The sequence below is a fragment of the Citrobacter sp. Cf132 genome (assembly GCF_030333885.1).
In the GTDB taxonomy this organism is placed as follows: Bacteria; Pseudomonadota; Gammaproteobacteria; order Enterobacterales; family Enterobacteriaceae; genus Citrobacter; species Citrobacter freundii.
The window spans coordinates 1-12,450 of the sequence record NZ_JAOWFA010000049.1; the positions used below are offsets into that span (position 1 = coordinate 1).

The 12,450-nt window shown below is 51.5% G+C and carries 10 protein-coding genes and 2 pseudogenes; 10 read left to right on the forward strand and 2 right to left on the reverse strand.

Annotated elements, in window-relative coordinates:
• A partial coding sequence (locus OGV85_RS07625; protein ID WP_074526864.1) for an IS30-like element IS30 family transposase occupies positions 1-1,098 on the forward strand: 1,098 nt, incomplete at its 5' end.
• Between the two features lie 6 nt (positions 1,099-1,104).
• Here OGV85_RS07625 and OGV85_RS07630 read toward each other — a convergent pair.
• Together OGV85_RS07630 and rpsT are read right to left on the reverse strand one after the other, a co-directional pair.
• Positions 1,105-1,989 (reverse strand): annotated as a pseudogene (locus tag OGV85_RS07630) (MFS transporter); the annotation flags it as partial.
• A 463-nt stretch (positions 1,990-2,452) separates the two neighbouring features.
• Positions 2,453-2,716 carry a 30S ribosomal protein S20 gene (rpsT, locus tag OGV85_RS07635; RefSeq protein WP_003018940.1) on the reverse strand — a complete coding sequence of 88 codons (264 nt, stop codon included), beginning with the start codon at positions 2,714-2,716 and terminating at the stop codon, positions 2,453-2,455.
• A gap of 117 nt (positions 2,717-2,833) precedes the next feature.
• On the opposite strand from rpsT, the pseudogene OGV85_RS07640 reads away from it, so the two are divergent.
• The 9 genes and pseudogenes from OGV85_RS07640 (at position 2,834) to carA (ending at position 12,433) form a co-directional block, all read left to right on the forward strand.
• Positions 2,834-3,037, forward strand: a pseudogene (locus OGV85_RS07640) (DUF2575 domain-containing protein).
• Between the two features lie 7 nt (positions 3,038-3,044).
• Positions 3,045-3,983 carry a bifunctional riboflavin kinase/FAD synthetase gene (gene ribF, locus OGV85_RS07645; protein WP_003837336.1) on the forward strand — a complete coding sequence of 313 codons (939 nt, stop codon included), beginning with the start codon at positions 3,045-3,047 and terminating at the stop codon, positions 3,981-3,983.
• Positions 3,984-4,020: 37 nt separating this feature from the next.
• Entirely contained in the window at positions 4,021-6,837 is a 2,817-nt protein-coding gene (gene ileS / locus OGV85_RS07650) for an isoleucine--tRNA ligase (protein ID WP_016149528.1), read from the forward strand.
• A complete protein-coding gene (lspA, locus tag OGV85_RS07655) occupies positions 6,837-7,334 on the forward strand; it encodes a signal peptidase II (protein ID WP_003018932.1) in 498 nt (165 codons plus the stop codon). The genes ileS and lspA overlap by 1 nt, the downstream gene beginning before the upstream one ends.
• A 117-nt stretch (positions 7,335-7,451) precedes the next feature.
• Entirely contained in the window at positions 7,452-7,901 is a 450-nt protein-coding gene (gene fkpB / locus OGV85_RS07660) for an FKBP-type peptidyl-prolyl cis-trans isomerase (protein WP_003018929.1), read from the forward strand.
• 1 nt (position 7,902) lies between these two features.
• A complete protein-coding gene (gene ispH, locus OGV85_RS07665) occupies positions 7,903-8,853 on the forward strand; it encodes a 4-hydroxy-3-methylbut-2-enyl diphosphate reductase (protein ID WP_003018925.1) in 951 nt (316 codons plus the stop codon).
• Positions 8,854-8,918: 65 nt separating this feature from the next.
• A complete protein-coding gene (gene rihC, locus OGV85_RS07670) occupies positions 8,919-9,833 on the forward strand; it encodes a ribonucleoside hydrolase RihC (protein WP_061548371.1) in 915 nt (304 codons plus the stop codon).
• Between the two features lie 173 nt (positions 9,834-10,006).
• Positions 10,007-10,828, forward strand: a complete 822-nt coding sequence (gene dapB, locus OGV85_RS07675; RefSeq protein ID WP_061548370.1) for a 4-hydroxy-tetrahydrodipicolinate reductase — start codon at positions 10,007-10,009, stop codon at positions 10,826-10,828.
• 456 nt (positions 10,829-11,284) lie between these two features.
• Positions 11,285-12,433: a glutamine-hydrolyzing carbamoyl-phosphate synthase small subunit gene (carA, locus tag OGV85_RS07680; RefSeq protein WP_003018918.1), complete on the forward strand. Its 1,149-nt coding sequence runs from the start codon at positions 11,285-11,287 to the stop codon at positions 12,431-12,433.
• The last annotated feature ends 17 nt before the right edge of the window (positions 12,434-12,450 follow it).

The following is a 12,450-nucleotide window of genomic DNA, read 5'->3' on the forward strand; positions in this document are numbered from 1 at the left end:
AACGGAACAGGCTTCAGTGAAATAGCGAATATCCTGGGTTCAAAACCCGGAACGATCTTCACTATGTTAAGGGATACTGGCGGCATAAAACCCCATGAGCGTAAGCGGGCTGTAGCTCACCTGACACTGTCTGAGCGCGAGGAGATACGAGCTGGTTTGTCAGCCAAAATGAGCATTCGTGCGATAGCTACTGCGCTGAATCGCAGTCCTTCGACGATCTCACGTGAAGTTCAGCGTAATCGGGGCAGACGCTATTACAAAGCTGTTGATGCTAATAACCGAGCCAACAGAATGGCGAAAAGGCCAAAACCGTGCTTACTGGATCAAAATTTACCATTGCGAAAGCTTGTTCTGGAAAAGCTGGAGATGAAATGGTCTCCAGAGCAAATATCAGGATGGTTAAGGCGAACAAAACCACGTCAAAAAACGCTGCGAATATCACCTGAGACAATTTATAAAACGCTGTACTTTCGTAGCCGTGAAGCGCTACACCACCTGAATATACAGCATCTGCGACGGTCGCATAGCCTTCGCCATGGCAGGCGTCATACCCGCAAAGGCGAAAGAGGTACGATTAACATAGTGAACGGAACACCAATTCACGAACGTTCCCGAAATATCGATAACAGACGCTCTCTGGGGCATTGGGAGGGCGATTTAGTCTCAGGTACAAAAAACTCTCATATAGCCACACTTGTAGACCGAAAATCACGTTATACGATCATCCTTAGACTCAGGGGCAAAGATTCTGTCTCAGTAAATCAGGCTCTTACCGACAAATTCCTGAGTTTACCGTCAGAACTCAGAAAATCACTGACATGGGACAGAGGAATGGAACTGGCCAGACATCTAGAATTTACTGTCAGCACCGGCGTTAAAGTTTACTTCTGCGATCCTCAGAGTCCTTGGCAGCGGGGAACAAATGAGAACACAAATGGGCTAATTCGGCAGTACTTTCCTAAAAAGACATGTCTTGCCCAATATACTCAACATGAACTAGATCTGGTTGCTGCTCAGCTAAACAACAGACCGAGAAAGACACTGAAGTTCAAAACACCGAAAGAGATAATTGAAAGGGGTGTTGCATTGACAGATTGAATCTACAATGGCGATGATGAACAGGATCTGAATCGTCGCCAGACTGTTAATCAGCGGAACCAGGTCTTTGCGATCGAGGTTGTAGGTCAGATAATAAACAATGGTTGTGGACCGCTGTTGCAGGGCAATCCAGAAGATCAGATTGGCCAGCACCATCAGGATCCATGGCCAGTTACCTTTCATTGCCGTGAAACTTTTTTTCATCGGCAGTTTGGGTTCTTGCTGTATTTTATCCGCATCCATTTCGCGGATATTTTTAAAGGCGAAAAGCGTTAGCGAACAGGATATCACAGCAAACAGAATCGCCGTGTAAATAAATCCGGCATGATCATTTCCGTTACCTAAAAATGCAACCAGGGGTAATGCTGTGGCATTCATTAATAAAACACCAATTTGTCCCCCGGTCATTCTCCAGGAATTTAATACCAGCCGTTCCTTAGGGGACAGAGTCATTAGAGGTAATATTGCGCTGAGCGGTGTGTTGAGTCCGGTAAATAAAATGCTGGCAATCATGTAGGATATTGCTGCATATATGGCTTTTCCTGTCATGCTGATATCTGGAGACCAAAATGACAGCGCGCTGAATACACCAAAAGGCAGCGGTAGCCATAAGAACCAGGGACGACATTTACCGTAACGTGAACGTGTTTTATCGATAATGATCCCCCAGATTGGGGCATCTATACCATCTACGATACGCGCCAACAGCAGGATGACACCTGCTACGGCGAGACTAATACCCGCAACGTCAGTGTAGAAATATAAGATGTAGGTTGAGCCGAAACAGTACAGTAGATTACCTGCCACATCCAAAGAGCCGTAGCTAATACGCTGTAGTAAAGATAATGATGCTGACCCGCAAGACTGGGTATCCTCAATAACAGAACTCATAATAATAACTCCGATATTGGTGCGATACGCCCAGAAAAACAACTTTTACTTTCCAAGCAAGTTTTAAATATTATTTTTTATGTCGTTACTGAATTTAACCTCAGATTAAAATGAGTGAGTAAGGTGTACATGGAAAGTAGTTGACCCTACCGCAGCAATCAATTATCAAATCTTACATCAGGATTGCGTTTATTCGTTTTTGAATGAGAGATGTTTCTATTTGCTAAGGTGGTCACAGTTTTTTTAATAATGAAATAAAAAAAGGAAAACAGTGAAAGAAAATAACTTTCAAGTATTACGCGACGCGACTAACTAAGGGAGGGATAGCTGAAAAAACAGGCTGGTCAGGAAGAGCGTGGGCGAGTGAGAACAACATCAGTGGTTGAAGAGAAAAACGCCAGATAGCAAGCATAAAAAAACCCGCTTTCGCGGGTTTTTTTACAAAGCGTCAACAAGCAGGCGATTAAGCCAGTTTGTTGATCTGTGCAGTCAGGTTTGCTTTATGACGTGCAGCTTTGTTTTTGTGGATCAGACCTTTAGCAGCCTGACGGTCCACGATTGGTTGCATTTCGTTAAATGCTTTCAGTGCAGTAGCTTTGTCGCCAGCTTCGATAGCTGCGTATACTTTCTTGATGAAAGTACGCATCATAGAGCGACGGCTAGCGTTGTGCTTGCGGGCCTTTTCAGACTGAACGGCGCGCTTCTTAGCTGATTTGATATTAGCCAAGGTCCAACTCCCAAATGTGTTCTATATGGACAATTCAAAGGCCGAGGAATATGCCCTTTTAGCCTTCTTTTGTCAATGGATTTGTGCAAATAAGCGCCGTTTAAATTCCAGCACTCGTTGCGTAGTGATGGCGCAGGATTCTACCAGCTTGCGTGGCGTGAATACAGCTTTTCGACGAGAAAAATTGTATTGGTGTACCCGTGAAGGGCGTCAATTTGTTTCATAACAATGAAAACCATCCTCTTTCTGTTTCGTAGAAACAATCGCCGGTTAACCTTGACCGCGGTACAGGGTATACTTTCACGATTTTCACTGTTTTGAGCCAGACATGAAGCTGATACGAGGCATACATAATCTCAGCCAGGCCCCGCATGGGTGTGTGCTGACTATTGGTAATTTCGACGGTGTGCACCGTGGCCACCGTGCGTTGCTGCAAGGCTTACGGGAAGAAGGGCGCAAACGCAATTTACCGGTGGTGGTAATGATTTTCGAGCCACAGCCGCTGGAACTTTTTGCGACGGACAAGTCACCTGCGCGCCTTACCCGCCTGCGGGAAAAACTGCGTTATCTGGCCGAATGCGGTGTGGACTACGTGCTGTGTGTGCGTTTTGACAGGCGTTTCGCCGCATTAACGGCGCAGACCTTCATCAGCGACCTGCTGGTGAAGCGCCTTGGTGTACAATTTCTTGCCGTTGGCGATGATTTCCGCTTTGGCGCTAGCCGTGCGGGCGATTTCTTGTTATTACAGGAAGCGGGCGCTGAGTATGGTTTTGATATCACCAGCACCCAAACCTTCTGTGAAGGCGGTGTGCGTATCAGCAGCACCGCAGTACGTCAGGCGCTGGCCGAAGATAACCTGCAACTGGCCGAAAGCCTGCTTGGGCATCCTTTTACTATCTCAGGACGCGTCGTTCACGGTGATGAGTTAGGGCGCACCATCGGTTTTCCGACGGCAAACTTACCGCTTCGTCGTCAGGTTTCTCCGGTGAAAGGTGTTTATGCGGTTGAAGTGATGGGACTGGGTGACAAACCGTTGCCCGGCGTCGCCAACATCGGCACCCGCCCGACGGTAGCAGGCGTACGCCAGCAGTTGGAAGTGCATCTATTGGACGTTGTAATGGACCTGTATGGTCGCCATATAGATGTAGTACTGCGTAAAAAAATACGCAGCGAACAGCGATTTGCCTCGCTGGATGAACTAAAAGCGCAGATTGCGCGTGATGAGTTGACTGCCCGTGAATTTTTTGGGCTAACAAAACCGGCTTAATGCCTATACGAGTTTTAAATACGGAACCGAGAATCTGATGAGTGACTATAAATCAACCCTGAATTTGCCGGAAACAGGGTTCCCGATGCGCGGCGATCTCGCCAAGCGCGAACCGGGAATGCTGGCGCGTTGGACTGATGATGACCTGTACGGCATCATTCGTGCGGCCAAAAAAGGCAAAAAAACCTTCATTCTGCATGATGGCCCTCCTTATGCGAATGGCAGCATTCATATTGGTCACTCGGTTAATAAGATTCTGAAAGACATTATCGTGAAGTCCAAAGGACTCACGGGCTATGACTCGCCGTACGTTCCGGGCTGGGACTGCCACGGTCTGCCGATCGAGCTGAAAGTAGAGCAGGAATACGGCAAGCCGGGCGAGAAGTTCACCGCTGCTGAGTTCCGCGCCAAGTGCCGTGAATACGCAGCGACCCAGGTTGATGGTCAGCGTAAAGACTTTATCCGTCTTGGCGTACTGGGCGACTGGTCGCATCCGTACCTGACCATGGACTTCAAAACTGAAGCCAACATCATTCGTGCGCTGGGTAAAATCATCGGCAACGGTCACCTGCACAAAGGTGCGAAGCCGGTACACTGGTGCGTTGACTGCCGTTCCGCGCTGGCGGAAGCGGAAGTTGAGTATTATGACAAAACCTCCCCGTCCATCGACGTGGCGTTCCACGCTGCCGATCAGGATGCGGTGAAAGCGAAATTTGGCGTTTCTGACGTCAACGGCCCGATCTCTCTGGTTATCTGGACCACTACCCCGTGGACGTTACCGGCGAACCGCGCAATCTCTCTGGCACCTGATTTTGACTATGCGCTGGTGCAGATTGACGGCCAGGCTGTGATTCTGGCGAAAGACCTGGTTGAAAGCGTCATGCAGCGTATTGGCGCGGCTGAATACACCATTCTCGGCACCGTGAAAGGCGCTGAGCTGGAACTGCTGCGCTTTACCCATCCGTTTATGGGCTTTGACGTGCCGGCTATCCTTGGCGATCACGTTACGCTGGACGCGGGTACCGGTGCGGTCCATACCGCTGGCGGTCACGGTCCGGATGACTACGTCATCAGCCAGAAATACGGTCTGGAAATCGCTAACCCGGTTGGCCCGGACGGCGCATACCTGGCGGGTACCTATCCGGATCTGGACGGTGTGAACGTCTTTAAAGCCAACGACAAAATCGTTGCGCTGCTGAGCGAAAAAGGCGCGCTGCTGCACGTTGAGAAGATGCAGCACAGCTACCCATGCTGCTGGCGTCACAAGTCACCGATCATCTTCCGTGCGACCCCGCAGTGGTTCGTCAGCATGGATCAGAAAGGCCTGCGCGCGCAGTCGCTGAAAGAGATCAAAGGCGTACAGTGGATTCCGGACTGGGGCCAGGCGCGTATTGAATCGATGGTTGCCAACCGTCCTGACTGGTGTATCTCCCGTCAGCGTACGTGGGGTGTGCCGATGTCTCTGTTTGTTCACAAAGACACCGAAGAGCTGCATCCGCGCGCTATCGAACTGATGGAAGAAGTGGCTAAACGCGTTGAAGTTGACGGCATCCAGGCGTGGTGGGATCTCGATCCGAAAGATATCCTCGGCGACGAAGCTGACCAGTATGTCAAAGTCCCGGATACGCTGGACGTGTGGTTCGACTCCGGTTCAACCCACTCATCCGTCGTGGATGTGCGTCCTGAGTTTGCGGGCCATGCGGCAGATATGTATCTGGAAGGTTCTGACCAGCACCGTGGCTGGTTCATGTCTTCCTTGATGATCTCCACCGCCATGAAAGGCAAAGCACCTTATCGCCAGGTACTGACCCACGGTTTCACCGTTGATGGTCAGGGCCGTAAGATGTCCAAATCTATCGGTAACACCGTTTCTCCGCAGGACGTGATGAACAAACTGGGCGCGGATATTCTGCGTCTGTGGGTTGCTTCTACCGATTACACCGGTGAAATGGCCGTTTCTGACGAAATCCTGAAACGTGCTGCCGACAGCTATCGTCGTATCCGTAACACCGCGCGCTTCCTGCTGGCGAACCTGAACGGGTTCGATCCGGTTAAAGACATGGTGAAACCGGAAGAGATGGTGGTGCTGGATCGTTGGGCGGTAGGTTGTGCGCAAGCGGCGCAGGACGAAATCCTGAAAGCCTATGAAGCCTATGACTTCCACGAAGTGGTACAGCGCCTGATGCGCTTCTGCTCCGTAGAAATGGGTTCGTTCTACCTCGACATCATCAAAGACCGTCAGTACACCGCGAAAGCGGACAGCGTGGCGCGTCGTAGCTGCCAGACTGCGCTGTTCCATATTGCAGAAGCGCTGGTTCGTTGGATGGCGCCGATCATGTCCTTCACCGCCGATGAAATCTGGGGCTACCTGCCGGGCGATCGTGAGAAGTACGTCTTTACCGGTGAATGGTACGAAGGTCTGTTTGGCTTAGGCGAAACCGAAGCGATGAACGATGCCTACTGGGACGAGCTGCTGAAAGTGCGCGGCGAAGTGAACAAGGTTATCGAGCAGGCGCGTGCGGATAAGAAAGTCGGCGGTTCTCTGGAAGCAGCAGTGACCCTGTACGCTGAACCTGAGCTGGCGGCGAAACTGACCGCGCTGGGCGAAGAGTTGCGTTTTGTACTGCTGACCTCTGGTGCGACGGTTGCGGATTATGCGGCTGCTCCTGCTGATGCTCAGCAGAGCGAACTGCTCAAAGGTCTGAAAATCGTACTGAGCAAAGCCGAAGGTGAGAAATGCCCGCGCTGCTGGCATTACACTACCGACGTCGGCCAGGTGGCGGAACATGCAGATATCTGCGGACGCTGTGTCAGCAACATCGCCGGTGATGGCGAACAACGTAAGTTTGCCTGATGAGTAAGCCTCTTTGTTCAACAGGACTACGCTGGCTGTGGCTGGTGGTAGTCGTGCTGATTATCGATTTAGGCAGCAAATACCTGATCCTCCAGAACTTTGCTCTGGGGGATACGGTGTCGCTGTTTCCGTCGCTTAATCTGCATTACGCGCGTAACTATGGTGCGGCGTTTAGCTTCTTAGCTGATAGCGGTGGCTGGCAACGCTGGTTCTTTGCCGGTATCGCCATCGGTATTTGCGTCATCCTGATGGTGATGATGTATCGCTCGAAGGCGACGCAGAAGCTGAACAACATCGCGTATGCGTTAATCATTGGCGGTGCGCTGGGCAACTTGTTCGATCGCCTGTGGCACGGTTTCGTGGTTGATATGATTGACTTTTACGTCGGCGACTGGCATTTCGCGACCTTCAATCTGGCCGATACAGCTATTTGTATCGGGGCGGCATTGATTGTTCTCGAAGGCTTCCTGCCGTCGAAAGAGAAAAAAGCCGCATAAAAAAATGCCGGATGGCGCTATGCTAATCCGGCCTACAATTTACTGCGATCCTTGTAGGCCCGGTAAGCGTAGCGCCACCGGGCAGACAGGCGGCAGCAATTTTAAAGAGCAACCTGCATGTCTAAATCAGTACAGAGTAACAGTGCGGTGCTGGTGCACTTCACCCTTAAGCTCGACGATGGCTCCACCGCAGAGTCAACCCGCAATAACGGCAAGCCTGCGCTGTTTCGCCTGGGCGACGGTTCTCTGTCTGAAGGACTGGAGCAACACCTGCTGGGGCTAAAAGAAGGCGATAAAACCACCTTTGCTCTGGAGCCGGATGCCGCCTTTGGCGTATCAAGTCCGGACTTAATTCAGTATTTCTCGCGTCGGGAATTTATGGACGCGGGCGAGCCAGAAATTGGCGCTATCATGCTCTTTACCGCAATGGACGGCAGTGAGATGCCTGGCGTGATCCGTGAAATCAACGGTGACTCGATCACGGTTGATTTCAACCATCCGCTGGCTGGGCATACCGTTCATTTTGATATTGAAGTGCTGGAAGTCGAACCGGCACTGGAGGCGTAAAATGCAGATCCTGTTGGCCAACCCGCGCGGTTTTTGCGCTGGTGTAGACCGCGCTATCAGCATTGTCGAAAACGCGTTGGCTATTTACGGCGCGCCGATTTATGTCCGTCATGAAGTGGTACATAACCGTTATGTGGTGGATAGCCTGCGCGAGCGCGGCGCTATTTTTATCGAGCAAATCAGCGAAGTGCCGGATGGCGCGATCCTGATTTTCTCCGCTCATGGCGTGTCTCAGGCGGTGCGTAACGAAGCCAAAGGCCGCGACCTCACGGTTTTTGATGCAACCTGTCCGCTAGTCACGAAAGTGCATATGGAAGTTGCTCGCGCCAGCCGTCGTGGCGAAGAATCCATTCTGATTGGTCACGCCGGACACCCGGAAGTTGAAGGCACGATGGGCCAGTACAGCAACCCGCAAGGCGGAATGTATCTGGTTGAATCACCAGATGATGTGCTGAAACTGAATGTGAAAAATGAAGGCAAATTATCCTTCATGACGCAGACCACGCTCTCCGTTGACGATACTTCTGACGTTATTGATGCTCTGCGTCAACGCTTCCCGAAAATTGTCGGACCGCGCAAAGACGATATCTGTTATGCCACCACCAACCGTCAGGAAGCGGTCCGTGCGCTGGCGGAACAGGCTGATGTTGTGCTGGTGGTCGGCTCGAAGAACTCCTCTAACTCCAACCGTCTGGCTGAACTGGCACAGCGAATGGGGAAAGCGGCGTATTTGATTGACGATGCGACCGACATCCAGGAAGCGTGGGTGAAAGAGGCGAAGTGCGTAGGCGTGACGGCCGGAGCCTCGGCGCCGGATATCCTGGTGCAAAACGTGATTGCTCGTCTGCAGGAACTTGGCGGTGGGGAAGCTATTCCGCTTGAAGGCCGCGAAGAGAACATCGTTTTCGAAGTGCCGAAAGAGCTGCGTGTGGATGTTCGTGAAGTAGAGTAAGTCTTTCCGGTTACGATTATGAGAAGATGCCAGACTTAACGTCTGGCATTTTTTATGGAGAAACCATGCGCTTACCGATCATTCTTGATACCGATCCCGGCATTGATGATGCCGCCGCCATTGCCGCCGCGCTGTTTGCCCCTGAGCTGGATCTGCAACTGATGACCACGGTAGCAGGCAATGTGTCGGTGGAAAAAACTACCCGTAATGCGTTGCAACTGCTGCACTTCTGGAATGCGGATGTTCCACTGGCGCAGGGAGCATCGATGCCGCTGGTGCGGCCGCTGCGTGATGCCGCTTCCGTGCATGGTGAGTCCGGTATGGAAGGGTATGAATTTGTCGAACACGACCGCCAGGCGATGGCAAAACCCGCCTTCCAGGCGATTCGTGATGCACTGATGCATGCCCCGCAGCCCGTGACGCTGGTGGCAATTGGCCCGCTGACCAACATTGCGCTGCTGCTGACCCATTATCCTGAATGCGTATTCAACATTCACCGTCTGGTGATTATGGGCGGCTCTGCCGGGCGCGGGAACTTCACACCCAACGCCGAGTTTAATATTGCTATCGATCCCGAGGCTGCCGCGAAAGTCTTCCAGAGCGGGCTGGATATTGTGATGTGTGGGCTGGATGTCACTAACCAGGCCATGCTCGCCCCGGACTATCTGGCGACGCTCCCCCAGCTTAACCAGACGGGAAAAATGCTGCACGCGCTATTTAGCCATTACCGTAGCGGCAGTATGAATACGGGGCTGCGAATGCACGATCTGTGTGCCATTGCCTGGCTGGCGCGCCCGGAACTGTTTACCCTGCAGTCGTGTTTCGTGGCGGTTGAAACCCAGGGCGAATATACCTCGGGTACGACGGTGGTGGACATCGAAGGACGTCTGGGGCATCCAGCAAATGCGCAGGTTGCGTTGGGCCTGAACGTTGAAGGTTTCCAGCAGTGGGTGGCAGAGGTACTGGCGCTGGCCCCTTGATCTCCACGCTTTATAACCCGATGACGCTGCTTATTCCGTGGCGTCATGCCTTTTACTGATATCTCTGCCTGTTTATCATTAAATTCTAATTATCGACGTTTTCGGCTGGCGGCGCAGCGTTGCGCTGGTTAATCTGAAAACGATTTACGTAAAATTAACAAAAGAGAATAGCTATGCATGATGCACAAATCCGCGTTGCCATCGCGGGAGCCGGAGGACGCATGGGGCGTCAGTTGATTCAGGCCACTCTCGGCATGGAAGGCGTACAGCTGGGCGCGGCGCTGGAGCGCGAAGGTTCCTCCTTATTAGGAAGCGATGCCGGAGAGTTAGCGGGAGCCGGGAAAACGGGCGTTACCGTACAAAGTAGCCTTGAAGCGGTGAAAGATGATTTCGATGTTTTCATCGATTTTACCCGCCCGGAAGGCACGCTGACGCATCTGGCGTTTTGCCGCCAACACGGTAAAGGGATGGTGATTGGCACCACCGGCTTTGATGACGCGGGTAAACAGGCTATTCGTGATGCCGCGCAGGAGATTGCTATCGTTTTCGCCGCGAACTTTAGCGTCGGCGTGAACGTTATGCTTAAGCTGCTGGAGAAAGCGGCGAAAGTGATGGGCGATTACACTGATATTGAGATTATTGAAGCCCACCACCGCCATAAAGTTGATGCGCCGTCAGGCACTGCGCTGGCGATGGGCGAGGCGATTGCCTGGGCGCTGGATAAAGATCTGAAAGACTGCGCAGTCTATTCACGTGAAGGTTACACTGGCGAGCGCGTACCGGGCACGATCGGCTTTGCCACGGTGCGGGCGGGGGATATCGTTGGTGAGCATACCGCGATGTTTGCTGATATTGGCGAGCGTATTGAGATCACGCATAAAGCGTCCAGCCGCATGACCTTTGCTAACGGTGCGGTGAGATCGGCAATTTGGCTAAAATCAAAGTCAAATGGTCTTTTTGATATGAAAGATGTGCTTGATTTACGTAATTTATAGCTTTTTCTACCCTTCGTGATGTGGTTATTGTAATCATAATTAATTGATTACATGGGGCAATATTTTATTGCCCTTTCATTTTTTCGCTTTTAAATGTGTTTTTTCTTTTAAATGAGTGTTTGTATATATTTTGTTGGGTGTTTATGTTATCTCAATGTAAATTTTGACCAAATGGTCCACTTTTTTCTCTCCCGTATTCTGTTTTTACACTCTTTGCCTACCGCAAGCGTTTTCCACCCCGAGTTAGCTGATCTTTTTGCCTGTTAAATCGTGTGATTTATCCCAGTGGCGCAAAATAATAATAAAAATTACCCTTTTGGGTAGACTTTTACGTGGGCTATCTCTAGAATGCCGCCGTTTGCCAGAAATCCATAGGTAAGCAAATTTGCATTGATTCATGAAGTGTTAATGAATTAATATGCAAATAAAGTGAGTGAATATTCTCTGGAGGGTGTTTTGATTAAGTCAGCGCTATTGGTTCTGGAAGACGGAACCCAGTTTCACGGTCGGGCCATAGGGGCAACAGGTTCGGCGGTTGGGGAAGTCGTTTTCAATACTTCAATGACCGGTTATCAAGAAATCCTCACTGATCCTTCCTATTCCCGCCAAATCGTCACTCTTACTTATCCTCATATCGGTAATGTCGGCACCAATGAAGCCGATGCAGAATCTTCACAGGTACATGCGCAAGGCCTGGTCATCCGCGACCTGCCGCTGATTGCCAGCAACTTCCGCGATACCGAAGACCTCTCTTCTTACCTGAAGCGCCATAACATTGTGGCGATTGCTGATATCGATACTCGTAAGCTGACGCGTTTGCTGCGTGAAAAGGGCGCACAGAACGGCTGCATCATCGCGGGCGATAACCCGGATGCGGCGCTGGCACTGGAGAAGGCAAAAGCTTTCCCTGGCCTGAACGGTATGGATCTGGCGAAAGAAGTGACCACCGCGGAGCCTTATAGCTGGACGCAGGGGAGCTGGACGCTGGCGGGTGACCTGCCGGAAGCAAAATCTGCCGATGAACTGCCGTTCCACGTTGTGGCTTACGATTTCGGCGCTAAACGTAACATTCTGCGTATGTTAGCGGACCGCGGCTGCCGCCTGACGGTTGTACCGGCGAAAACCTCAGCAGAAGACGTTCTGAAGATGAATCCGGACGGTATCTTCCTGTCCAACGGCCCTGGCGACCCGGCGCCGTGCGACTATGCGATTACCGCGATTCAGAAATTCCTCGAAACCGATATTCCGGTATTTGGCATCTGCCTCGGCCATCAGCTGTTGGCGCTGGCGAGCGGTGCGAAGACCATTAAGATGAAGTTTGGCCACCACGGCGGCAACCATCCGGTAAAAGATATTGATAACAACACCGTGATGATCACCGCGCAGAACCACGGTTTTGCTGTAGATGAAGCCTCCATGCCTGCCAACCTGCGCGTGACCCACAAGTCACTGTTCGACGGCACCTTGCAGGGGATTCATCGTACCGACAAACCGGCATTCAGCTTCCAGGGGCACCCTGAAGCGAGTCCGGGTCCGCACGACGCTGCACCGCTGTTCGACCACTTTATCGAGTTAATTGAGCAATACCGTCAGTCCGCGAAATAATCAGGAGTAAAAGAGCC